Annotated in this window: 22 protein-coding genes, 5 tRNA genes and 1 rRNA gene; 5 read left to right on the top strand and 23 right to left on the bottom strand. The window is 50.4% G+C overall.

Going from position 1 to position 24,034, the window contains the following annotated elements; genetic code table 11:
• The 9 genes from GJ688_RS14860 to GJ688_RS14900 form a co-directional block, all read right to left on the bottom strand.
• Complete coding sequence (locus GJ688_RS14860; protein WP_155477367.1) at window positions 1–1,257, bottom strand: competence/damage-inducible protein A; 1,257 nt, start codon at window positions 1,255–1,257, stop codon at window positions 1–3.
• A 188-nt stretch (window positions 1,258–1,445) separates the two neighbouring features.
• Window positions 1,446–2,945: an AAA family ATPase gene (locus tag GJ688_RS14865; protein WP_155477345.1), complete on the bottom strand. Its 1,500-nt coding sequence runs from the start codon at window positions 2,943–2,945 to the stop codon at window positions 1,446–1,448.
• Window positions 2,942–3,466 (bottom strand): hypothetical protein, encoded by a 525-nt coding sequence (locus GJ688_RS14870; protein WP_155477346.1) that lies wholly within the window; start codon window positions 3,464–3,466, stop codon window positions 2,942–2,944. The genes GJ688_RS14865 and GJ688_RS14870 overlap by 4 nt, the downstream gene beginning before the upstream one ends.
• Window positions 3,467–3,607: 141 nt before the next feature.
• Window positions 3,608–4,159, bottom strand: a complete 552-nt coding sequence (pgsA, locus tag GJ688_RS14875; protein ID WP_155477347.1) for a CDP-diacylglycerol--glycerol-3-phosphate 3-phosphatidyltransferase — start codon at window positions 4,157–4,159, stop codon at window positions 3,608–3,610.
• Window positions 4,146–5,480 carry a 30S ribosomal protein S12 methylthiotransferase RimO gene (gene rimO / locus GJ688_RS14880; protein WP_155477348.1) on the bottom strand — a complete coding sequence of 445 codons (1,335 nt, stop codon included), beginning with the start codon at window positions 5,478–5,480 and terminating at the stop codon, window positions 4,146–4,148. The genes pgsA and rimO overlap by 14 nt, the downstream gene beginning before the upstream one ends.
• A gap of 107 nt (window positions 5,481–5,587) precedes the next feature.
• Window positions 5,588–7,525: a YgiQ family radical SAM protein gene (locus tag GJ688_RS14885; RefSeq protein ID WP_155477349.1), complete on the bottom strand. Its 1,938-nt coding sequence runs from the start codon at window positions 7,523–7,525 to the stop codon at window positions 5,588–5,590.
• A 69-nt stretch (window positions 7,526–7,594) separates the two neighbouring features.
• Window positions 7,595–8,767: an acetoin utilization protein AcuC gene (locus GJ688_RS14890; protein WP_155477350.1), complete on the bottom strand. Its 1,173-nt coding sequence runs from the start codon at window positions 8,765–8,767 to the stop codon at window positions 7,595–7,597.
• Window positions 8,764–9,408, bottom strand: coding sequence for a CBS and ACT domain-containing protein (locus GJ688_RS14895; RefSeq protein ID WP_155477351.1), 645 nt, complete (start codon window positions 9,406–9,408; stop codon window positions 8,764–8,766). The genes GJ688_RS14890 and GJ688_RS14895 overlap by 4 nt, the downstream gene beginning before the upstream one ends.
• A gap of 29 nt (window positions 9,409–9,437) precedes the next feature.
• Complete coding sequence (locus GJ688_RS14900) at window positions 9,438–10,076, bottom strand: GNAT family N-acetyltransferase (RefSeq protein ID WP_235911011.1); 639 nt, start codon at window positions 10,074–10,076, stop codon at window positions 9,438–9,440.
• Between the two features lie 274 nt (window positions 10,077–10,350).
• On the opposite strand from GJ688_RS14900, the gene GJ688_RS14905 reads away from it, so the two are divergent.
• On the top strand, window positions 10,351–11,010 hold the full coding sequence (locus GJ688_RS14905) for a hypothetical protein (protein ID WP_170292032.1): 660 nt from the start codon (window positions 10,351–10,353) through the stop codon (window positions 11,008–11,010).
• Window positions 11,011–11,056: 46 nt separating this feature from the next.
• Here GJ688_RS14905 and GJ688_RS14910 read toward each other — a convergent pair whose 3' ends face one another.
• From GJ688_RS14910 to recD2, 8 genes are all read right to left on the bottom strand, one after another.
• Window positions 11,057–12,241: a PP2C family protein-serine/threonine phosphatase gene (locus GJ688_RS14910; RefSeq protein WP_170292033.1), complete on the bottom strand. Its 1,185-nt coding sequence runs from the start codon at window positions 12,239–12,241 to the stop codon at window positions 11,057–11,059.
• Window positions 12,242–12,377: 136 nt separating this feature from the next.
• Window positions 12,378–12,599 carry a hypothetical protein gene (locus GJ688_RS14915; protein ID WP_155477354.1) on the bottom strand — a complete coding sequence of 74 codons (222 nt, stop codon included), beginning with the start codon at window positions 12,597–12,599 and terminating at the stop codon, window positions 12,378–12,380.
• A gap of 73 nt (window positions 12,600–12,672) precedes the next feature.
• Entirely contained in the window at window positions 12,673–13,467 is a 795-nt protein-coding gene (locus GJ688_RS14920; protein WP_155477355.1) for a polysaccharide deacetylase family protein, read from the bottom strand.
• A 300-nt stretch (window positions 13,468–13,767) separates the two neighbouring features.
• A tRNA-Met gene (locus GJ688_RS14925) sits at window positions 13,768–13,843 on the bottom strand.
• Window positions 13,844–13,849: 6 nt separating this feature from the next.
• Window positions 13,850–13,924, bottom strand: a tRNA-Asn gene (locus GJ688_RS14930).
• 89 nt (window positions 13,925–14,013) lie between these two features.
• Complete coding sequence (locus tag GJ688_RS14935; protein WP_170292034.1) at window positions 14,014–14,694, bottom strand: geranylgeranylglyceryl/heptaprenylglyceryl phosphate synthase; 681 nt, start codon at window positions 14,692–14,694, stop codon at window positions 14,014–14,016.
• A 254-nt stretch (window positions 14,695–14,948) separates the two neighbouring features.
• Window positions 14,949–15,698, bottom strand: a complete 750-nt coding sequence (locus GJ688_RS14940) for a FadR/GntR family transcriptional regulator (RefSeq protein ID WP_235911012.1) — start codon at window positions 15,696–15,698, stop codon at window positions 14,949–14,951.
• Between the two features lie 126 nt (window positions 15,699–15,824).
• The gene (gene recD2 / locus GJ688_RS14945) at window positions 15,825–18,005 is read right to left on the bottom strand and encodes an SF1B family DNA helicase RecD2 (RefSeq protein WP_170292035.1); all 2,181 of its coding nucleotides are present in this window, start codon (window positions 18,003–18,005) and stop codon (window positions 15,825–15,827) included.
• Window positions 18,006–18,153: 148 nt separating this feature from the next.
• Here recD2 and GJ688_RS14950 point away from each other — a divergent pair, with 148 nt between their 5' ends.
• Window positions 18,154–18,702: a biotin transporter BioY gene (locus GJ688_RS14950; RefSeq protein WP_155477358.1), complete on the top strand. Its 549-nt coding sequence runs from the start codon at window positions 18,154–18,156 to the stop codon at window positions 18,700–18,702.
• A gap of 69 nt (window positions 18,703–18,771) precedes the next feature.
• Here GJ688_RS14950 and GJ688_RS14955 read toward each other — a convergent pair whose 3' ends face one another.
• Window positions 18,772–19,467 carry a zinc dependent phospholipase C family protein gene (locus GJ688_RS14955; protein WP_170292036.1) on the bottom strand — a complete coding sequence of 232 codons (696 nt, stop codon included), beginning with the start codon at window positions 19,465–19,467 and terminating at the stop codon, window positions 18,772–18,774.
• Between the two features lie 269 nt (window positions 19,468–19,736).
• Window positions 19,737–20,468 carry a nucleotidyltransferase family protein gene (locus GJ688_RS14960; RefSeq protein ID WP_155477360.1) on the bottom strand — a complete coding sequence of 244 codons (732 nt, stop codon included), beginning with the start codon at window positions 20,466–20,468 and terminating at the stop codon, window positions 19,737–19,739.
• Window positions 20,469–20,802: 334 nt separating this feature from the next.
• On the opposite strand from GJ688_RS14960, the gene ku reads away from it, so the two are divergent.
• The 3 genes from ku to ligD are packed head-to-tail and all read left to right on the top strand — an operon-like array spanning window position 20,803 to window position 23,419.
• Window positions 20,803–21,624 (top strand): non-homologous end joining protein Ku, encoded by an 822-nt coding sequence (ku, locus tag GJ688_RS14965; protein WP_155477361.1) that lies wholly within the window; start codon window positions 20,803–20,805, stop codon window positions 21,622–21,624.
• Window positions 21,621–22,517 carry an ATP-dependent DNA ligase gene (locus GJ688_RS20775; RefSeq protein WP_155477362.1) on the top strand — a complete coding sequence of 299 codons (897 nt, stop codon included), beginning with the start codon at window positions 21,621–21,623 and terminating at the stop codon, window positions 22,515–22,517. The genes ku and GJ688_RS20775 overlap by 4 nt, the downstream gene beginning before the upstream one ends.
• Complete coding sequence (gene ligD, locus GJ688_RS14975) at window positions 22,514–23,419, top strand: non-homologous end-joining DNA ligase (RefSeq protein ID WP_328597378.1); 906 nt, start codon at window positions 22,514–22,516, stop codon at window positions 23,417–23,419. The genes GJ688_RS20775 and ligD overlap by 4 nt, the downstream gene beginning before the upstream one ends.
• Window positions 23,420–23,451: 32 nt before the next feature.
• Here ligD and GJ688_RS14980 read toward each other — a convergent pair.
• The 4 genes from GJ688_RS14980 to GJ688_RS14995 form a co-directional block, all read right to left on the bottom strand.
• Window positions 23,452–23,534: transfer RNA gene (locus tag GJ688_RS14980), tRNA-Leu, on the bottom strand.
• An 8-nt stretch (window positions 23,535–23,542) separates the two neighbouring features.
• Window positions 23,543–23,618 (bottom strand) — tRNA-Thr (locus GJ688_RS14985).
• A 7-nt stretch (window positions 23,619–23,625) separates the two neighbouring features.
• Window positions 23,626–23,701, bottom strand: a tRNA-Lys gene (locus GJ688_RS14990).
• Window positions 23,702–23,853: 152 nt separating this feature from the next.
• A 23S ribosomal RNA gene (locus GJ688_RS14995) occupies window positions 23,854–24,034 on the bottom strand; the annotation flags it as partial.

Raw genomic sequence — 24,034 nt, forward strand, 5'->3', positions numbered from 1 at the left:
TTACGGCCGGGCCTCTTCTGTCAGGTATACCCGCAATCGATTGAGGACCGCGTAAGTGGTCTTCTCCTTAATCGTCACCCGATCTCCAAACAGCTGCAGTTTCTCAACTTCCTCTTTGTCGCCGGCTACAAAGGCGGCATAAACCAAGCCGACCGGTTTTTCCTCCGTCCCTCCACCAGGACCGGCGATTCCCGTTACCGCCGCTGCGATATCGGAACCGGCCAACCGGCGCACGCCTCTCGCCATGGCCAGCGCCGTTTCCGGGCTGACAGCTCCATAAGTGCGCAGCGTCTCTTCATCTACAGCCAGCACATTCTCTTTCGCGCTGTTGGCGTAGGAAGCGACGCCGAGGAGAAAATAGTCTGACGACCCCGGTACATTGGTTATCTGATGGGCAATGTATCCTCCAGTGCAGGATTCAGCGATAGCCAGCTTGAGATTCCGTTCATTCAACAAAGCGCCAACCACCGAAGCGAGGCTTTCTTCGTCAACGCCGTAAACATAGGGATGTAAGCGCTGACGGATTTCCGCTTCCAGTTCTCCCATCAGTGCCGCCGCTTCTGTCTCTGTTCTTGCCCGGGCGGTGAGACGTACATGGACCTCTGCCGTCTTGGCCAGCAAGGCAATAGTGGGATTGGATTGAACCGTCAGCAAATCCCGCAGGCGGTTTTCGATCACCGATTCCCCTGGACCAACGACCTTCAATGTCCGGGAATGGAGCACTCCCGGATTGATCTTCGTCTTGGCCGCTAGATAGGGAATCACAGTTTCTTCAAACATCGGTCTCATCTCGAAGGGAGGACCGGGCAAGAGGATGACGACCTTATCATCCTGTTCCACAATGACGCCTGGGGCTGTTCCGAGATGATTCGGAATCGCTTGAGAACCTGCCGGCAGCATGGCCTGCTTTTTGTTGTTTTCGGGCATCTTTCGACCCCGGCGCTGAAAAAACGCCTCGATTTTAGCCAAATGGTCTGGATGCATTTCCATAGGCAATCCAAAAAGATCGGCCACAACTTCTTTCGTCAAATCATCCATGGTCGGTCCTAAGCCGCCCGTGGTGATGACGATGTCGGCACGATTCAAGGCGTTTTCAATGACTTGACCGATACGATCGGCGTTGTCACCCACAGTTGTCTGGTAATAGCAATAAACGCCCAGTGCAGCCAGACGTTCGGCGATATACTGGGCATTAGTGTTTAGCGTATGACCCAGCAGCAGTTCGGTTCCAGTGGACACGATTTCGGCGCTTATCATCATAACACCCACTTCACTCTTTTTCAACGGAAGCATATGAAAAAGGAACGTTTAAGCTCTTGGAGAAGCCTTGTGTTCGTAGTATTTGTCACCTGCTCCGTTTCCAATTATATCTTTTTTTGAGGCATTGGGAAAGGGCGCCCGGCCTTAGGTATGAAAAAGCCCTGGCGATTAAGCCAGGGCTAGTTTTATGCAGATAACCGATATTGGTTCATCTGCTCCCGGAATTCGTCACCGGAGAGGGTTTCTTTTTCCCGGAGGTATTTGGCGATATTTACGAGGAGATCTTTGTTTTGCTCCAATGTTTCCCGGACATGCTCCTGTTCGCTCGTCATGATTTTTTGCAGTTCCCGGAAGCGGATGGTTTCGGGGATTTCGACGGCGTCAACGGGACCCAGTTCGGAGAGCCCGGACATGATGATCCGGCGGACAAGGTGAGAGGCGTTTTGCAAGTCCTGACCGGCACCGGTAGAACCTTGCTCGAAGACGAGTTGTTCCGCCACAAGGCCGGCCAAGGCAACACGGATGCCGCCGATGAGGTCTTTCTCGGTCTCTAATACTTTTTCTTCCGGAGGCACTTGGCGGAGGTAGCCTAATGCCCGTCCCCGGGGAGCGATGGTCAACCGAGCTACCGAACCGGGCCGTTCCCATTCACTGAACAGTGCGTGGGCTGTTTCGTGGATGGCTACACGCCACAGTTCTTCCTCCAAGGCTTTACGGTCTCCCGCTTCGCCTAAAAGTACTTTTTCGATCGAGTTTTTCATCTGTTCAAAATGAATCTCTTTTTCTCCAGCCCGCAGCGCCAAGATGGCTGCCTCGTTGGCCACGCTCTCCAGTTGGGCTCCCGAAAAACCGATCGTTTCTTTGGCAATGGTCTCCAGGTCCACGTCTTCAGCGATCGGTTTTTTCCGCGTATGGATTTCGAGGATGTGTTTGCGCCCTTCCCGGTCAGGCAGGTCCACTTGAATCTGGCGGTCAAAACGACCGGGACGCAGCAACGCCGCATCTAAGAGATCGGGGCGGTTCGTGGCACCCATCAAAAGGACCCGGCAAGGATCGTCGGCTTTCAATCCGTCCATCTCCACGAGCAAGGCGTTCAAGGTTTGCTCATATTCGAGATGGCCTCGGTCGCCGCCTCGTTTGGCACCGAGGACATCGATTTCATCGATAAAGATGATGGCACCGTTTTTTCCTTGCTTCTTCGCTTGTTCCCGAGCTCGCTTAAAGAGGCTCCGCACGCGGCCTGCACCGACGCCGGCATAGACTTCGATAAAATCGCTCCCGGAACAGGTCAAATAGACACTGTCCGTATAGGTGGCAGCCGCTTTCGCGAGCAGGGTTTTACCGGTGCCTGGCGGTCCACAGAGCAGGATGCCTTTTAGCGGCCGAATCCCGAGTTCGACTGCTTCAGCACTCCGGGCCATAAAGTCGAGGGCCTCGATCAATTCCCGTTTGGCGACGGCTTGCCCGCCGATGTCTTCAAAGGAAAAAGCGACAGGCGCCTCGTAATCGCCAAAGCCCTGCCCCATTCCTTGCCGTTCCAGCAGGAAGTAGGCGAGAAAACCACCGGAAGCGGCGATAAACAGGGGCAGTGGATTCATCAGCTTATAGGACAGAAAAATGACCAAGGCGACGACGAGACCTAAAAGGGCTTCCAGCCATGCGTACCGTTTATCAGACCGGTTCATCGCTGCTCACCCCGTTTCTCCCCTGAAATGATGCGGTACATATAGTGATTGCCCTTTTCGATCTGCACGTAAATATTGTCATGATCAATAGACAGCCTCACGGTGACTCCATTGGATTTCTGGACAATCTCATCGGTCTGTTTTTTCATCTCACCATAATTTCCTGTGGCCAGACCTTGATAAATGGGAAACTGCACTTGTTCCCAGAGTTGGCGGCATTGTTCGTCGGGATCGTCAAGCAAGCGGACTTGAACATCTTCACCCAAGCGCTCTTGAGCCGACTTCAAGACCTGCCGGTAAGCGTCTCCCAAATCGCTCACTGGAACCGGTCCCACTTCGACGACGGTCTGTCCCGATTCTTTATGTGTAAAAACAGCCGATTCCGGTATGACAGCGGCGATAGCTTGATGCAAGGGCTGCTCCACAGCTAGGCGGGCGTAAGCCTCCTGGCCCCCCCATAACATAGCCAGTCCGACGATGGCAAAAGCGATAACACGAAACGGTTTAATCCCTTGTAACATGACCTTCCTCCTCCCTATGGCAGAGAAAAAACAAAGGCCCTAGAAAAGGCCTCTATTTACACTATGCGTATAATGATTATACAAAACAATGTGCACCTTTTCACTAGGTAACCCGTGGGAATGAAAAACCGCCGGAAACGGTCACGTCTCCAGGCGGTTTTTTAACACAGCCTTGGCTTTGACAAAATAGTCGATACCCGACCAAAGGGTGAAAAAGACAGCCAAGTACAAAATAATCTGTGAAATGCGCAGGGGGATGACAAACTGCAATGCTTCGTCGATCAAAATGACGACGATCGTTACGATCTGGAAAACTGTTTTTAGTTTTCCCAGCTTGCTGGCGGCGACCGTATGTCCTTCCGCTGCCAAGATCGTGCGTAAGCCCGTTACGGCAAATTCCCGACCGATGATGATTACAGCCACCCAAGCGGAGATTTTGCCCAATTCGACGAGAGAAATCAATGCCGCCGAAACGAGCAGCTTGTCGGCTAAGGGATCTAAAAAGGTTCCAAAGCGGGTGATCTGTTTTCGTGATCGGGCGATGTAGCCGTCTAAGCCGTCCGTACTGGCCGCCAGAATAAAGATAAAAGCGGCCAAGTACTGCCGATAGGGTACTTCCGGAATGAGCAGAATGATCATGAACAACGGGACAAAGAGGATCCTCGTCAAGGTCACTTTATTAGCCAGGTTCATTGATCTCTTCCCCCATCAGGTCATAGTCATCTGCCGCTGTGATTTTGACCTTGGCCCACTGGCCGGACATCAGATCTTTTCCTTTTAATTCGATAAACCCGTCAACTTCTGGCGCTTCCCGTTCACTCCGTCCTCGATATAGACCGGGACTGACTTCCTCTTCCACGAGTACGGGAATCGTCCGTCCCACCCACTCCTGCTGAATCGACCGGGAGATGGCTTGTTGGAGAGCCATGGCTCGATGAAAGCGTTCTTCTTTCACTTCGTCAGGCACTTGGTCTCGGAGTCGGCCGGCTGGTGTGTCTTCTTCCCGGGAATATGTAAATACACCTACCCGGTCAAAGCGCATTTCCTCAAGGAAGTCTAAAAGTCGTTGGAATTTTTCTTCTGTCTCTCCGGGAAGTCCTACGATGAAGGAACTGCGAATCGCCATGCCCGGGAGGTTGGCTCGCAGGTCCTTAACTAATTGGCGGATCTCAGCGACGCTCGATCGGCGGTTCATCGATCGCAACAGTTCGTCATCGGCGTGTTGCAAGGGGAGATCGACGTAACGGCATACCTTCGGTTCCGCGGCCATCGCTTCGATCAGTTCCGGTGTGAAATGAGCCGGGTAGCAATACATGAGGCGGAGCCATTTCAAACCGTCGACGGGAGCGAGCCGGCGAATCAATTGAGGTAATCTGAATTCTCCATACCGGTCCAGGCCGTAGCGGGTCGTATCCTGAGCGATAAGCAGAATTTCCTGTATTCCCCGTTCTGTGAGCGATTGCACCTCTTGGAAGACCGAGTCTTCCTCACGGGAACGAAAGGGTCCCCGCAAGTTCGGGATCATGCAAAAACCGCAGCGATTGTCGCAACCGTCAGCCACTTTCACATAGGCATAATGAAAAGGGGTGGACAAAACGCGAGGCATCGTGTGGTCGTAAAGAAAGTCAGGTTGGCCTACCTGGATAGTCTTTTTCCCTTGTAACACATTCGCCACGATCGATGCAACTTTCGGAACTTCACCAGGCCCTAAGAAGCCGTCCACTTCCGGCAGTTCCTTGGCTAGATCATCGGAATATCCTTGGGACAGACAGCCAGCGACGAGCAAAGCCTGGCATTTTCCCGTTTCCTTAAACCGGACCAGTTCAAGGATCGTATTGATGGACTCTTCCTTAGCGGGGAGGATAAAACCGCAGGTATTGACGATCAGGACATGGGCGTCTTCTTCACGGTGTGTAATTTCGTACCCGGCATCGCGCAAAAGACCCAACATCACTTCTGTGTCGACCCGGTTTTTCGCGCAACCCAAGCTGGTTATATTTACTTTCACGGTCAAAGCCTTTCCGCCCTTTCCCCCGCAAACAAATAATACGTCTCTGCGCCTTATGGGCAAGATGACGGTCTTTCACTAATATACTAGTATAATCTAAAGTTTTTGTGATGTCAAAAAGGCTTACGTCCTTTTCCTTGTTTCTTGGGGGCGCTTTTTTTACCTTTTTTATCGTCCCATCCCATTTCCCGCTCATTTTTTCCGGCTCCGGGACGAGGCGGACGAAGGAGCGTCTTCGGACCATGGCCGACCAAATCCATGCGTCCCGCTGCACGTAAGGCCTGGTAGACGAGAGGATAATTTTCGGGACGGCGAAACTGGAGCAGTGCCCGCTGCCGTGTTTTTTCCTGAGCCGACCGGGGGACGTAGACGGGCTTCATTGTCCGGGGGTCGATTCCGGTGTAGTAAATACAGGTGGAAAGGCTCCCCGGCGTAGGGATAAAATCTTGCACCTGTTCCGGGTTATAGCCCCAGTCGCGGATCGTTTCAGCCAGTTCGATCGCTTCCCGGATTCCCGAACCGGGATGGCTCGATACCAAGTAGGGGACCAGGTACTGCTCCTTACCGGCCTCCTTGTTGGCCCGCTCATATTCCTTTTTAAACGATTCGTACACATCGATTCCCGGTTTGCCCATACAGCGCAGCACCTGCGGGGAGGCATGTTCCGGCGCCACTTTCAGTTGTCCGCTCACATGGTGTTGACAGAGTTCTTTTAAAAACTCCCGCCGTTGGGCCGGTTTATCAGCCATCAGATAATCATAACGCAGGCCGGAACGGATAAAGATCTTCTTTACGCCTTCCAACCGGCGCATTTTGCGCAGCAATTCCAGCAAGTCCTGATGATCCACGTCCAGATTGGGACATGGTTTGGGATGAAGACATTGACGCTCCTTACAAGCTCCAGCCTTTAATTGTTTTTTACAAGCGGGCTGTCGAAAGTTGGCCGTAGGGCCGCCTACATCGTGAATATAGCCTTTGAAATTGGGCGCAGCGATCAGCTTTTTCGCTTCCCGCAACAGCGATTCATGACTGCGGCCTTGGATGATCCTTCCTTGATGGAAGGTTAAGGCGCAGAAAGAGCAACCGCCGAAACAGCCCCGTTGCGCCGTCAAACTAAACTCCACTTCTTCCAAAGCTGGCACGCCGCCCAGATGGTCATACGCGGGATGAGGTCGGCGAGCAAAGGGCAAATCGTAGACGGCGTCCAGTTCCTCGGTGGTGACCGGCTTTGAGGGCCGATTCTGGACTAAGTACAAATCTCCATGTGGCTGGATGAGAATTTTTCCGGCAAAAGGATTCTGTTCTTCTTCTTGAACCTTGAAGGCTTTAGCAAAAAGAACCTTGTCTTCAGCGACTTTTTCGTAGGAGGGTAAAAGGAGACGTTCTTGCTCCGGTATGGTCGAAATGTCCTGGGTCAAATAACATACGCCTTGAGCTTTTGCGCCAAGGGGGTAATCGAAAGATTGTCCTTCCGATTTCCCTTCCCGTCGTTGAACCAATTCTTGGGCGATTTCGATGATGGCCGACTCGCCCATACCGAAGATGATCACATCGGCTTTGGCATCGATCAATACGGAACGACGAACCTTGTCCTCCCAATAATCATAGTGGGCAAAGCGCCGCAAACTGGCTTCAATGCCGCCTAAGATCACCGGAGGTTCCTTATACGCCTCACGGCACCGGTGGGCATAGACCAAAGAGGCCCGGTCTGGACGAAGCCCCCTGCGGCCTCCTGGTGAATAGGCGTCTTCGGAGCGGCGCTTTTTGGCCGCCGTGTAATGGTTGACCATGGAATCGAGATTGCCGGCGGTCACGAGCCATCCGAGACGAGGTCTCCCGAGTGCTTTAAAATTCCTCGTATCTCGCCAGTCCGGTTGGCTGAGTATGCCCACTCGGTATCCCTGCTTTTCCAGGACCCGCCCGATGATGGCGGCGCCGAAACTTGGATGATCGACATAAGCATCTCCGGTGACTAGAATAAAATCACAGGAGTCCCATCCCAACTGGTTCATCTCGTCTTTTGACATAGGTAGAAAAGGTGCTGCTGCCATGGAACGACCTCCTTTTCGAATAGTTTGTCCGCCTGGCGAGCAAACAAAGCCGGCAGTGGGCCGGCTTCTTTAAAGTCCGCTGCGGGATTCTATCAGTTCGACGGCGTCGCGCATGACCCGCTGTAGCGTCACTCGGTTTTTATCCTCGATAATGGCCCGGCGAGGAATCGGCGGAAATTCACCGTCGCCGTCTCGCATCCGCGTCGGCAACGATACGGGACTGAGCTTCTGCCACCGCTGCAGCCAGATGGAAGGGATCTCATCAGGCACTTCTCGATCATTCATCTCAGCCCACAGCAGGGTCCAGGCGCGAGGTACGACGCGCCAGTGATCATATCCGCCTCCGCCGAGAGCGAGCCAACGTCCTTGGCAATAGGTGTGAGCAAGACGGTGCGCCAAGCGGGGGATGGCCTCATAGGTACGGGTCGTAAGGGCCAAATGGGTCAAGGGATCCAGATAGTGAGCATCACAGCCGTTTTGGGTAATGATAAAATCCGGTTGAAATGCTTTCACCAGAGGTTCGACAGACCGCTCGTAGAGATCGATGAAAGAATCGTCCTCCGTATAAGGTTCTAAAGGAACATTGATGGAAAAACCGTAGCCGTCAAAGCGGCCTCTTTCTTCGGCGTTTCCCGTTCCCGGAAAGAGATAGCGGCCTGTTTCATGGATCGATATGGTCAAGACCATGGGATCATCGTAAAAGATCGACTGGACACCGTCGCCATGGTGGGCGTCCGTATCGATATACAAGACCCGGATGCCGTATTTACGTTGCAGATAGGCGATGGCCACAGCGGCGTCATTGAAGACACAAAAGCCGGAAGCTCGGTTACGGTGGGCATGGTGCAAACCGCCGGCGATCTGGAAGACATGGTCTGCCTTGCCTTCCATGATCAACTTGGCCCCCTGCATGGTAGCGCCGACAACCAGCCGGGTCGCTTCGTCCATACCGGGAAAGGGTGGTGTATCGTCCGTATCTAATCCGTACGTTTTCAACAAACTTGTCGGTGCTTCTTGACGGCTGGCTTGCTCGATCGCGTCGATAAACCCTTCTGCATGTACCGGTAGCAGATCATCGCGGGTACACATTTCCGGATCGACAATCTGCTCCGGCTCCACGATTCCCGTCTGGCCGATGAGATCGACCGTTACGTCGAGACGGAGCGGATGAAAGGGATGTTCCGGGCCGAATTGATAGGCGTGGAACTCAGGCGAGTAAATCAACAGGGATTGTTTACTCATGTTAGGGCCCCTCCGAGGCTCATCGGAAATAGGACCGGATAGCCGGCGGATTTGATTTGTTCGATAATCCGTCGGGGATCAAAGGTGGCAATTCGCAATGAAACAACCCGTTTTTCCATGTGTTTATCGGGGTTGATGTAGATGCTGATGATGTTTATTTCATTATCTTTGATGATCCGAGCGATGTCCAACAACGCTCCCGGCTGATCGGGGACTTCTATTTCGAGGTGAGATCCCGGTTGGCCCATCCCCATCAGGTCGACGAGCGCATGGAGCAGATCCGATGTAGTGACGATACCCACTAGTTTACCCTCTTGCACCACCGGCAGGCAACCCACCCGGTGTTCGTAAATCATGCGGGCTGCATCTTCGATAGCGTCCAGGGGATGAACTGTGACTACCTGTGTATGCATGATATCTTTGACATAAGTGCCTGTCAAAATGTCTAATTTTTCAGAACATAGAACCGATGGTTTTACATCACGCAAATCCCGATCCGATATGATGCCGATCACTTCATCTTCTGCTACCACTGGAAGATGACGAACCCGCTTTTTTTCCGCCAGTGTCAAGGCATCGAAGACTGACGTATCCGCTTTGACGACAGAGACATCGCGGATCATGATTTCCTCAACAAGCATTTTCTTCCGCCTCCTGCTGCAGCCTGCCCTTAAAACATCCAGCGATTTTGATAGAGCGATTCCTCAAACAAGAGCAGTCGATCTTGAGGAACCTTTTTTCCGATACGAACCATCAGCATATTGGCCGGGTGTGCCAATATGTCCGGTTCATCGGTACCGATCCGCTTAAAATCGACTCGACCAAAGTGTTGTTCCAAGAAGCGCTGGTATTCCCAAACAGAAAAGCCTTTCCCCTTCAAATCCCAATGCCAATAATATTCGGTGGCGATAATGATCGATTCGTCAAAAAAATCTTCTGAGAAAGCGACTTCAAGCAGGTTCGAACTGATGCTCATTCCTCGCCAGTGCCGGCTCACTTCGATAGCGCCCATCTCCAACATGCCGGGAACCTGGCTTTTCGCCCAGCGGGCAAACTCTTCCGGTGGATGGATGGTGATATAGCCGACGATTCGGTCATTCCAAGTGGCCAAGAAAATTAATCCCTTTGGTAGATCGGCGATTTCCAGGAGCGCTTCTTTTTGTTCCTTCGGCGGCCGGAATGCGCACAAACCTTCATCCATCTCGAATTGTTTAATTTCCCCGGCAGGGATGGGGCCATGGATCTGCACCATACCTCGTTCTGTTGTAAGTTTCCGGGAACTTCGAGGAACCTTGAGTTCGTTGGTCAATGGACATCCCACCTTTTTTAATTACCTGCGAAACACACTGGGGAACTTGAACTTGAGCAGGAGTTTTCACACAATACAGCGAAAATGATGTACCATGTGACAAGCCTCGACACTATTGGAGGTGAATCTTCTGCCACAGGTTCAGCGTCGTTCTTCTCCTCGCTCCCGTCGGCGTTACAAACGCCGCCGGAAAATTCTGGACCCTCTGCGGCTGCTTTTGACCTTGTTATCAATCGGGTTGTTTATCGGGATTCTGATCTCGGGCGGTGTCTATATGTACGTTCGTCCGTCGGCGACGGCCGTTCCGACCTACTGGGAAACCTTGGGAAGCTATTATTATAGGCAACTGATTTGGACCTTCTTCGTCGCCTTTTTGGCTGCCATCACTCTGCTGGCACTGCGGGTCAGCTATCAACTGGCATCCAAACGACCACCTATGGACGACAAAGGCTTTTGGCGTGTTAAAGGAATCCTGCTTGGGCTGACCGGTCTATTTTTTGTCGAACTCTTTGGATTGGCTGTGCAGTCTCTCGACGCCTATTACGCTTATTACGATGCGGCTCACCCCGCACAAGGGGAAGGGAAGTACTTGAAAGGGGTTACCGAAGGGGGCAAAAGAGAGATCAGCTTAGACATAAACAACGAAGTCAAAACCTTGCGGGCGCCCTTGGATGACGGCTGGAAAGCAATAAAATGGAACGAACCGGTCCTGTTCCAATATGGTGAGAAAACCGGTTACTTGGCAACGATAGAAGTTGCTCCTGTTCCTGAAACCCCATCGCCAGAACAACAACCGGTGGAACCACCTGTTGAAAAACCAACTGTTTCCTCAGCATCAACAACGACACCGGCAAAAGCGACTTCCAAAGCGGTTTCGAAACCGACGACCCCGGCAAAACCTGCCGCTTCCCAAGGACAAAAAAGCAACCATTAGAAGAAACTCAAAAGTGGCATCCCCCAGCAGGGTTGCCACTCTTTTTTTATCGCAAGTGCTCAATCACCATGAGACAGATGTCGTCAGGCTGTGGCGCATTTTGGGCGAAGACGGAAATGCGAGCTAAGATCTCTTTGGCCATCTCTTTCGCCGGTAAATGCCTCAACTCCTCGACGAGTGCAACAAAGCGGCTTAATCCAAAGAGTTCTTTTTGTTCATCAACCACATCATAAATCCCGTCCGTATAGAGGACGAGTTTATCTCCCGGTTTGATGTCTATTTCTCTAGACTCGTATTGAGCTGTATCGAAAAGCCCCAGAGGGAAGCCTTCTGTGTCCAGTTTTTCAACAATATCTACGTCTCCCCGGAGAAGCAGGGGACTCGGATGACCGGCATTCGCATACTGGATGCGACCGGTCGATTGATTGATGACAACGGAAAAAGCAGTTACAAAAGTGCCTGTCAGTTCCCCTTCGACCATCTTGCCAAACTGTCGGTTCAACTGATCCAAGACGACACCAGGTTCATGGGCCTCTTGGGTGATGGAGCGCATCATCGTGCTGATCACCATAGTCAACATGGCGGCAGAAACACCATGACCAGACACATCAGACAAAAAGATGCCGATCTCATCGTCGCTGACGGGAATGAAGTCGTAAAAATCACCGCCGATCTCTATGGTCGGTCGATAGGTGACTTCAAAAGCGAGTTTATTCATATTCGGAAATTCCGCAGGCAGCAAGTGTTGTTGCACATGGCGCGCCATGCGAAGTTCCTCCGTCAAGATCGCATTTTTCGCTTCGATTTCTTGATAACTTTTTTCCAATTGGCGGTATAACTTGCGAATGCGTAAAAGCGATTTCACCCGCGTGAGCAGTTCAACGCGGTTGAAGGGCTTACTGATGAAATCATCGGCACCCGCTTCAATGCCTTTAATGCGGTCCTCGACCTCATGAAGGGCCGTTACCAAAACGACGGGAATCAGTTGGGTATGAGGGTCCTCTTTCAGTTTGGCGCATACCTCAAATCCATTCATCCCAGGCATCATGACATCAAGAAGTATTAAATCAGGCAATGTCTTTTTTATTGTCTCAAGGGCTTGTTCTCCATTGAAGGCCGTGACGACTTGATATCCGGCGCGAGTCAACTGAAGCCGCATCAGCTCAACGTTGGTCACAACGTCATCGACGACCAGGATTTGAGCACCCGATTCCCAGGACTCCTCAAACACCACTATGCCCTCCCCCAAAGGCGATTCTTCCTGCATTATACCACATTTGTAAACTTATCTGCTATGCGCCCAAATACCTAAAACTTTAAAAATCATAAGCACCGGCTGGCGACGAATGCCGTTCCGGTGCTTATCCTCAATGATCGCCTGTTTTTCTATCGGGGTGTAACCGCTTGGGACTACCCGTATTGGTGCCTTGTACAAAAGGGGCCACATCCGTCGAAGGTCCGTTCTGCGCCACCTCTCGCCAGTACCTTTCGGCGCGATTCTCATGCTGATCAGACAATTCAGCGCTGATCTCGTTCCATCGGTCTGTGGGTCGCTTGGCCTTTTCACTTGAAATGATATCCTTGTCCAAGAATACCTCCTGCCTTTCTACCTACTCTTACCTACAGGATGTAGTATTCCTGAACCGTTGCGCCCCATACGAGCTATTGATACATCGCAATAATGGGATGGGGAATCTCATCGAGAGACTTAAAGACAAAACCCTGCACTTTTAGATCCTCAATAATGGACGGAAGCGCTACCGGCAAGGTGTTTTTACCGGCGCCATCGTGAAAAAGTATAACAACGCTATTTTTGTTTGCCGTCTGCCTGGATACCTGTCCACGAATCCTATCTGCCGACACGACGGGAGCTGAGGAGTCCTTAGAATCGACATTCCAATCATGGATCAAGTACCCTTGTTCGAGTAACTTCTTGGCTAAAGCCTCGCTAAAGTTGCCCCGTGTTCCCCCAGGCGCTCGAATCACTTTTGGTTTTATCCCGATGGTGTTGTTGAGGACCTCTTCGGCGTGATAGAGATCTTCGAAGAATGACTCCGGACTGGAATAGATGTATTTGTATTTATGAGAATAGGTATGATTGCCAACGAGGTGACCTTCAGAGACGATACGTTTGACCAGTTCAGGGTAAGCTTCAACCCTATTGCCGATCACAAAGAAAGTGGCCTTAATATTGTGTTGTTTTAGAATATCTAACACCATCGGGGTAATCTCGCTGGGACCATCATCGAAGGTTAAGTAAGCAACCTTTTTCGCTTCGCTATTATTTTTTGGCAGGGTCGCCGTCTCTTCACTGGAGGACTCTGCTGGTTTGATCTTTTCTGGCGGGGGTGTTGTTTCGGCTATTTTTTCCTCTTTTTCGGCCATTCCTTCCGGTAAGTTAGTTGATTGGGCCGAGATATCATGAGTTGAAGCCTCTTGTAACGGTTCTCCCGCCATAGCTACCACACCATGAGTACTGAACCAGGGTAAGAAGTTAATAAGCAGAAGCTCCCTTTTCTGGGGAGAGACACTTTGGAAATATAATCCTATTTGGATCAAAAAGAAAAAACAAAAGGAAACGATAAACAGTGTTATCAACGGAACGGCAAGGTTCCGCGGTTTTTGTCCCACTATCAAGCCCCCTTCCTTCTTCTATATTTTAAGTCATCGACTGAAATAATTCTACTTGTTCCGATCTTGCATTATCTCCCAATAAAAAAACAGGCACCTGCTTCAGGCGCCTGTTCCATTTCGACTTGGTTGCGGGGGCAGGACTTGAACCTGCGACCTTCGGGTTATGAGCCCGACGAGCTGCCAGCTGCTCCACCCCGCGACAATATGGCTCCTCGAGTAGGATTCGAACCTACAACCTACCGGTTAACAGCCGGTTGCTCTACCGTTGAGCTATCGAGGAACAATTACAAAAAGAGTATACAACAGTTCTATCCCAGCGTCAAGTTTTTCTCTGAATTTAAAGCAGTGGTAACTTAGCCCAGTGGAATCTTAGTCTCTGCTGACGGCGTGCCGAATTTCTCTCAGATCTGCCTCGAGATTTTCTGATTCATAGACAAGGTTTCCGACGACGACCACATGAGCGAATTGTGCCGCCTGTTTCGCCTGCCAGCCCCACTGGATTCCGCCGCCATAAATCAACGGCAAAGCAGGCGCTTTTCCACTCAAACGGGCCAACCGGTCCATCGAGCCGAAGGAACCGCTGTACTCGATATAAATCCAAGGAAAGCGAAAGAGCAGATGCCCCACTTGAGCAAGGCCAGCCATATCGTCATCGTCGATTTGAGTATCGGCCTCAGTGCAGGCCGCCACAGCCGACTCAGGATTTAACACAATATAGCCAACGGGGAAGAGATTTCTTGGTAGGGTCTGTCCATTCCAGCGCTTAATTTGATGGAACGCTCTCGCGTGAGTTCCTAGGATCCACTTGGGATTTGAGGAGTTTAGAACGACGGGAACCCAGTATTCATCAGCCCCCTCCAGGAGACATTCGACATTGGTAATTTCGATGATCTTTTTGCCGGGGAAAGGCCTTACTTCCTCCCATAAGTCGTTGATTTTTTGACCAGTGATACCTTGTGTACCACCGATAATGATTGCGTCTGCACCACACCCCATCACAGCCTGCAAGCGCTCTTTATCTATTATCCGATCGGGGTCCAACTTGATCATCAATAGAGGCACCAAACCACCTATACCTTCCATTTCGATTCTTTCCAACAAAGCACGAATTTGTTACCAATTCTAGCAAGAATATCGCAAATTATGGTGGATGCCCCAACGCATGTAAGCCTTCAGTCAACGACTGAGGGCCTTTAATTTTTAAATGAACCCGAAGAAAAAGGAGGGCTCAGATTCACCCTCCCTTTCCACCGAATTCATCCCATAAAGAAGATTCGGCTAAACCGGCTGGAAGTCCGTCATTTCTACATATTGAGATGCTTGTAAATCGACAATTCCACTCGATAAAGATGATCATACATCAATTCCTGGGCCGCAGGAGCGTCACCATTTTCTATGGCCCGGTAGACTTTTATATGTTCATCCAAAAGGCGTTCCCGAACGCCGGGGGTGGCTAAAAGCTGAATCCGGCTCGTCCGTAAAGTTTGACGCATCGTATCGGAAATCGTGTGCATCAGGCGAAGCAACAAGGAATTTTCAGCAGCTTCTGCAACGGCGAAATGAAAGCGAAAGTCGGCATCTTCACCGGTAACACTGTTTTGGATGTCTTGTTCCATCTGTTGCAACGCCAGTTGCATCGATTGAAGATTGCTCTCTTTTCTACGCTGCGCCGCTAAGCCAGCGCCACCGACTTCCATGATTTTTCGAACCTCTAGGATTTGACGAGGTAAATCCTGTTCGACTAACAAAAGCATAGCAAGGGGCTCAATAATCCCGTTCACGGACGGTTGTCGAATAAAAGCTCCGTCGCCGGGCTTAATATCGATCATCCCCATCGCTTCTAAGGCGCTTAAAGCTTCCCGGACGGCGGCACGGCTGACTTTCAAGTGCTCAGCCAATTCTCTCTCCGACAACAGCCGGTCTCCGGCTTTTAGGTTTCCGCTTCGAATCAGATCTTTGATTTGATCTACGATTTCCTCATATATCTTTTTCGTTCGAATCGGACGAAGCTCCATGGCTATCTCCCCTTCCCATAGTTCGAAATATTTCGCCATGTAGTTGTCTAAATCCTGCTAGAGGTTAGACCACCAGACCAATATTCTTTGAAAAGCTGAGAAGAGGCCCTACCAAGACTTATTTTAACCCCTTTGGATATAATTTTCAAAATGTTTGCCGCCTTTTTACGAGGTAGCTTCCGCAATCTCTCGCCAGCGATTGGGCAACGAGCTGTAGCGATAACCATCCTGCTCATTGGTCACGGCGAAAGACAGTGCATCGGGAATACCGATTAAGATCACTTTATCCCGCGCGCGGGTGACCGCCGTGTAGACGAGATTGCGACGCAGCATTCGGCGATGCTGTAAGGTCATCGGCATCACCACAACGGGATACTCGCTTCCCTGCGCTTTATGGACAGTCGTAGCATAGGCCAGGGTCAACTGATCCCATTCGGAGCGCCCATAAGCAACGCGGCTGTTTTCGTCGAACTGTACGATGATCGTGTCCTCATCGGCCTCTTCTTCCCCGCTCAGCAATATCTCAGCGATGAACCCCACATCTCCATTGAAAACATCTTTCTCGTAATTGTTCTTCAGTTGCATCACCTTATCACCGGTACGAAAGACGATCGTCCCCAGTTTTACTTCGCGGACACCAACGACGAGTGGGTTTAACTGCTCCTGTAACACTTTGTTTAAATTCCATACACCTACATCGGTATAGCGCATCGGTGACAGAACCTGAATATCGTCCAGGGAATAACCGGCACGTTCCATGGCGCGGCTCACCGTCTGCTGAAGGGTCGATAGGATATCCATTTGACTGTTCCGCCGGAGAAAGATGAAATCGTTGCGGCTAAACAACTCCGGCAGTTCTCCCTTTTTGATGCGGTGAGCACCAGTGACAATGTCTGACGTTTCGGCCTGCCGGAAAATATGATTGAGACGAATGATAGCACCGATCTTTTCGTCGATCATGTCCCGGAGAACTTGTCCCGGCCCTACCGACGGCAACTGATCCTGGTCGCCTACGAGGATCAGTTTGGCGCCTCTGCGCAAAGCCTGCAACAAGTTGGCCATCATGACGATATCGACCATGGATACTTCGTCGACGATGACCACATCCGCTTCCAGGGGTTCCAGTTCTCCCAGCAATCCATCGCTTTCGCCGCCGCGAAGGCCGAGCACTTTGTGGATGGTCGATGCGGGCTGACCGGTCGTTTCGGCAAGCCGTTTGGCAGCTCGTCCAGTCGGTGCACAGAGCACGATTTCAGCGTTCGGCTGGGCGCGGTTGACCAAGGCGATCAACCCGCGTACGATGGTCGTCTTTCCTGTCCCCGGACCGCCGGTGATCACCGCTAACCCGTGACGGGCGACAGCAAAGAAAGCTTCTTTCTGCTCTTCGGCATATTTGATGCCAAAATCCGCTTCCATCGTGGCGATCACAGTGGCTACGTCCACCGCCCAGGTTCGCCGTTCCTCAGCCAAGTCATATAACCTTTCTGCGACAAACTTTTCAGCCCGGAATAACTCCGGTAAGTAGCATCCCTCTCGATAGGTGCGGATAAATCGTTCCTCTGCCGCTCTCAGCAATTCTTGCTGGAGAACCGCATCTTCCGGCGGCTCCGGATACTGGTTCGATTGGGCCAAAAGGCCCTTACCGCTTGACAGCAGGACTTCCAGAGGAAGATAGACATGGCCTTCATCGCGGGCCATATAGAGCGTATAGATGAGCGCAGCTTGCAACCGTTTTTGTTCATCTCCGCGAAAGCCTAAACGGAAAGCAATACTGTCACACTGGGAAAAGGGGACATAGAGATCCAACGCAAGCCGATAAGGGTTTTCTTCAACCATCTCTAGGCTCTCTCGTCCATATTTACGGAAAATCCGGTAGACCAATTCGCCTTCGATACCGTAACTGTTGAGGGCTACCATCAGATTTTCACCGAAAGCGAATTCTTGATAAGATTCCAGTACCGTCAACGCTTTCGCCTTGGAAAGCCCTTCGATCTCATAAATCTTCTCGGGGTCCTTTTGAAGAATGGACAATACGTCCACCCCAAAAGACTTAACCAGTTTTTTAGCGGTTTTGCGACCGATACCTTTGATGATCCCGCTGGACAAAAACTTTTCCATCGCTTGGGGAGTGGCTGGCGGAAGCATCCGGCAAGAAACAAATCGAAATTGCCTGCCAAAACGGGGATGCTCCACCCAATCCCCCTCCAATGTATAAGCAAGACCGGTCTCCGCTGTCAACAAGGGACCTACTGCTGTCACTCGGTCCTTCTCACATGTAAACACAGCAACCGTATAGGCTTCTTGCTGAAACAAAATGCGCTTCAATTCACCTGTTAGTTGTTCCAATGAAAACCCGCCTTGCCCTAGAAGTCTGTCCATTTTATATTGTCAACCATATGAAGTTTATCCGTTGACAATATTTAAGGATGAGCATACAATCGTATGCGAGGGTCAACGAAGTACATAATTCAAAACCGCGAAAGGAGCTGGTGCTGTGAACACACGTGACCTAACCTTATCCGCCCTCGTCGCAGCTACCATATATATTTCGTCTCAACTCTCATTTCCCCTGCCCTTTAGCCCAATTCCGATCACATTGCAAACCTTTGCCATTTTCCTCTTCTCACTCATCTTTCCGCCACGCATCGCAATCACCGGTATTTTGGTATATTTAACGCTCGGTCTGATCGGATTGCCGGTCTTCGCCGGCGGTAATGGTGGAATTGCGATTCTCTTAGGTCCCAAAGGGGGCTACCTGCTCGGCTACCTTATGGCTACTGTCGCTTGTAGCTTTTTAGCTCGGTACTGGTCTAGCTCTAATCTTTTACGGAACCTTCTTATCTGTACTGCTGGGATGGTCATTATCTATGCCCTGGGATTAACGGGGCTGATGATGGTCACTTCGGTGCCCCTCGATAAAGCGCTTGTGCTCGGACTCTACCCCTTCATCCCCGGTGACCTGGTGAAGCTGGGCTTAGCCTCTACCCTCGCCCTCACGGTTGGACGGCGTATCGCTCACCAGTTTGCGCAATATCCCTCCTAAAAAAATCGATCAAAAAACACCGGAAGAACGTCTTAGTTCTCCGGTGTTTTTCTCTATCAGTGTAGGTATTTACTTTTTTGCTTCGTCAAAAAAGTTTTTTAAAAATCCCGCCGTCGTCTGTTGTGCCAGGGGAAGCAGCGTCTGCAGTGCCCGATCATAGTTGCTGCGATTCTTACCTTCGACATGAGTAAACCAGTCATAAGCGATACGAGCGTTTTCTTTTACCCATGATTCGGGCGTCTTTTCTTTGTCATAGAGACCTTTGCAGGATACGACGTATTCCCTTCGATGTTCTTCGGCAAACTGTTCGAACTCCCGATGACCTGAAAAAATTGCGCATTTGGCGTGGTGAGGCACACATAGATCTTGAACAAAGTGACAAGCCGCACCAAGGAAGAACATAGCCTGATCCGTTTTGTGTCGGCGAAATAAGCGAAGAGCCCGACGGTAGTACTGTCCGATCTCATGGACTGCATGAGAACCGCCAAAAAGACCCCTGTCCCGAACAGGATGGTAATAGTGAGCTATGTTACGCCAGCCTTGATCGATCCAACGAACTCCATCGCTGAGACTGGAGTGATGAAAAGATACCTGTAACGCTTCTGACTCGAATCCATCATTCCATAGAATTTCCTTCGCTTGGGTGATGCAAAAATCGTGGGTGATGCTGGAAACGGCGCCTACCCTCTCTTGCGTAGGCAACGCTGTCGTCAGCAACCATCGGGCAGCCGTCTGGACCGGTGGACCACCAATTGAAAACCGCACGCCCAACCACCTTCTTTAAAAAGGAATCACTCGATAACCCGGTTCGATTCTATCATGCACTTGTTAACACATGATAAAGTTTGCGTTAATATAGGATGAACCATTTTTTACAAATAAATTACAAAAGAAAAAAACCTGGGCGAACCCAGGTTAATTTTCGGGGGGAAGCCCCTGGGGAAGGGGCTTCCAGAGGAGAAACATAGGGGAACTTAAGGGGGTAATCCCCTACATTTCTATCTTGTCCAGGATAATTCGGCCTTATACACCGATTAAATCGCTTCTTTGTAATAATTGGACAACTTACCGTTGTTGATATCGATATGAACCTGATTGTACTGTTCGATCGTACCGATATCTTTCCAATAGCCTTTCGAGTGAACGCCATAGAAAGGCAGCTCATTATCGAGCAATTGTGGGAACAACTGCTTGGAAAAGTCGAAATAGCCTTCCGGAATGTATGTAAAAATCTCCGGTTCGAGCACGTAAATCCCCGTGTTGATGGTGTTCGTAAAAACCTGCTCCGGCTTCGGTTTTTCGATAAACCGGCAGATGCGGCCATTTTCGTCGGTGACTACGATGCCAAACTGAGTCGGGTTATCTACCCACGTTAAAGCCATAGTCGCTAAAGCTTGTTTCTTCTGGTGAAAGTTAATGATTTTTCCGAGGTGAATATCCGTTATGCCGTCCCCGCTGATAACGAGAAAGGATTCGTCCAGATATTCCTGAGCCTGTTTTACAGATCCGGCCGTTCCCAGAGGTTCTTTTTCTATAAAGTATTCGAACCGTACGCCGAACCGCGATCCGTCTCCAAAATAATTCATAATTATTTTGGGTTGATAACAAAGGGTAACCGCAATGTCTGTAATTCCATGGCATTTCAGCAACATCACGGCATATTCCATGGCAGGGCGACCGTGTATGGGAACCATCGGTTTTGGCATGTTATCGGTGAGCGGGCGCAATCGAGTTCCCAACCCACCAGCCATAATCACGGCTTTCATAAGGATACACTCTCCCTTTCGGCCAGAAGCCAACGATACTTTTTTCTATCTATTCTGGGTTACTATCTTTTATGCCACCTCCCTGTCATTTTGTTCCTTGTATTCTCAAGGCTTATCAAAAACAAGGAAATTCACTCATATTATACTACCTAGTCTAAAATAATTCCAGCCCCATCAACATTTTACCACTCAAAATCTCTACAAGGGTGTAACGTTTTTGTTAACCTTTTTTTATTTTTCCATCTTTTTATGCAGCAGGACTATTCTTTCGCAGTCTTTTCTTTTAGGAAGCGGAAAAACTATCGATCAGATGTCCTGATGGTGAGGTGAATCTATGCGAAGCATCTGGAAAGGGGCGATCAGTTTTGGCTTGGTTCACATTCCCATTAAGCTATTTGCCGCCACAGAAGACAAAGATATCCGCTTCAACCTGCTTCACAAAAAATGTCATCGACCGGTTCAATACCAAAAGCGCTGTCCTTTCTGCGATGAGGAAGTGAAGCCCGAAGAGATCGTAAAAGGCTTTGAATACGAAAAAGGGCGTTATGTGGTCGTCACCCAAGAGGAATTGGAAGGATTAGAACCGGAAGGCAGCCGGGCCATCGATATTCAATCCTTTGTCGACTTAAAGGAGATCGACCCCATCTACTTTGTCAAAACCTATTACCTCTCTCCCGATCAGCACGGTCAAAAAGCATATGCTTTGCTGAAAAGCGCCTTGACCGAAACGAATCGGCTCGCTTTGGCTAAAGTCATCTTGCGCTCCAAGGAGGTTTTGGCCGCACTGCGAGTATACGGTAGCGGACTAGCCATGCACACGATGCTATTTCCAGAAGAAATCCGTTCCATCGAAACACTGGGTGAATTGGGGACAGCCGTTGAAATCTCAAAAAAAGAGCAAACCATGGCCATCCAACTCGTCGAAAGTCTCACCGAACCCTTTCAACCGGACAAATGGAAAAATGAACATCAGGAACGGATCGGGCAATTCATCGAATCGAAAATCCAAGGCCAGGCTGTCGTCGAAGCGCCCCAAGGACCGGCACCAGGTAAAGTGGTCGACCTGATGGCGGCCTTAAAAGCCAGCATCGAGCATGCAAAAGCTCAGCAAGAGCCACCCAAAACAGTCAAACGACCCCGCCGGAAGACATCATGAAGCCGATTCAACCGATGGAACCGGTTATCGCACCGGAACCTTTCGACGACCCGGACTATCTCTTTCAGATCAAATGGGACGGTATAAGAGCCTTAGCCTATGTGCAAGAAAAGGGCATCCGACTCTTTAACCGTAAAGGCCGGGAGATCACCAAGCAGTATCCCGAGATCACCGGGGCCGACATCCTGCTGCCTGGTGAAAAAGGGATCGTGGACGGCGAGCTAATCGTTCTTGACGAGACAGGCAAACCGAGCTTCCCCCTGGTACTCCGCCGAGATCGCATGCAGACGGCAGGTTCCATACTTCGAGGTGTACAACAGTATCCTGTTCAGTTTATGGTCTTCGATTTGCTCGATTTAAACGATGAGAGCTTGCTCGAAAAACCTCTCGACGATCGTCTCGACATGCTCTCCACCCACTTGGTTACAGGACAAAAGATCTCGTTGACCGAGTCTTATCAGGAGGAAGGAAACATCTTTTTTCAAGGCATTCAGGATTTAGGCTTGGAAGGAATGGTGGCTAAAGAAAAGCAAAGCTCCTATATCTCCGGAAAAAAACACTCAGCCTGGAAAAAGATCAAAAACTTCCGCACCATCACCTGTTGGGTTATCGGCTATACCCAATCCTTAGCTGACCGGATCGCTTCGTTAGCGCTGGGAGCAGAGAATAGTGAGAACTCGCCCTACCTGGGACGGGTCAGTTCCGGCATCACCGACAAGGAGGCAGTTCTATGGTATCAACGACTGTACCCGGACCGCCGGAACCTATCGACCAAAGTCGATTATCAACCGGTAACGCCACGATACCGGGTCAAAGTTCGCTTTTTAGAGTGGACCCCCGATTTACGGCTTCGCCACCCCTCTTATCTCGGCGAGGAAACCGGCTTGACGTGACCGTAAAAGGCGATACCTTATCGCTCACCAACCTAGATAAGGTCTTCTGGCCTGAAGAGGGATATAGAAAAGGCGAATTGATTGAATACTATGCTAAAATCGCACCCTATTTACTGCCACATCTCGAAGGATACCCCCTTGTGCTCGTACGCTATCCCGACGGCATAAAGGGTAAATTCTTTTATCAAAAAGAAGCGCCCGAGTTTCGCCCTGAATGGCTGCCGACCGTAGACATTCCCTCCGAGGGAAAGCGAACGGTCATCCGCTATTGTATGGTTAAGGAAGAGCGCGATCTTTTCTGGCTCATCAACTTAGGCTGCATTGAGGTTCACCCCTGGCTTTCGAAAATCAACGCGTTGAATAACCCCACGGCCATGGTTTTTGATTTAGACCCCCATGAATCGCAAAGCTTTCAAACGGTTGTCGAGGTGGCCCAGTTGGTCAAAAGCGCCTTAGATTCTTTTGGTCTGACTTCTTACCCAAAGACATCAGGGGCTTCGGGCATTCATGTATATGTGCCCGTCAAGCCTGTATACGATTATCAAACAGTCCGGGAATGTGCCGTATTCATCGCTAAATTTATCGAAAAGGCGGACAATCGGGTCACCCTCACCCGCCAGATCAAAGACCGGGGAACAAGGTTGTATCTCGATTGTTGGCAAATCGCCCGAGGTAAGACTTTGGCTGGTGTTTACAGTCTCCGGCCTGTGGAAAAAGCGCCTGTGTCTACACCGCTTTATTGGGAAGAAATCGACGGAACATTGTCTCCAAATAAATTCACGATGAAAAATATTTTTGATCGGCTGCGTGAAAAAGGGGATCTCTTTCTCCCAGTCCTTACGAAGCCTAATGATCTTAGCGACCTGTTGCCATATGTGCAAAAAACAAAAAGCCATTCCTGACTTTGCGCCAGGAATGGCTTCACTATTTCTTATGGTGCGAGAGGGGGGATTTGAACCCCCACGGTTGCCCACACGCCCCTCAAACGTGCGCGTCTGCCAGTTCCGCCACTCTCGCATTGCTTATGGAGCCACTGACCGGGATTGAACCGGTGACCTTATCCTTACCAAGGATACGCTCTACCGACTGAGCTACAGCGGCATGAAGCTGGTGATCCATGCTGGACTCGAACCAGCGACACCCTGATTAAAAGTCAGGTGCTCTACCAACTGAGCTAATGGATCTAAATGGTGTTCCCTGAAAACTACACAGAGGGAAATTTTGATTTGATTCCGCTACGGACGGCTCCCACGGCGTTATCGGCGCTAAAGCACCGACGCCTGGGGTCGCCCAGTCCCGCTGCATCAAATCAAAATTTCTGGAAAGTAAAGCGATTAAGGTCAAGTCCTCGACCGATTCGTACCCGTCGACTGAACGCCTCACGGCGTGTACATCTCGGGCCGATCGACCAGGTCATCTTCCTGGGGTCTTACCTACTTGCGTAGTGGGAAGTCTCATCTTTGGGTCGGTTTCGCGCTTAGATGCTTTCAGCGCTTATCCGCTCCCGACATAGCTAC

The sequence above is a fragment of the Heliobacterium mobile genome (assembly GCF_009720735.1).
GTDB classification, from domain to species: domain Bacteria; phylum Bacillota; class Desulfitobacteriia; order Heliobacteriales; family Heliobacteriaceae; genus Heliobacterium; species Heliobacterium mobile.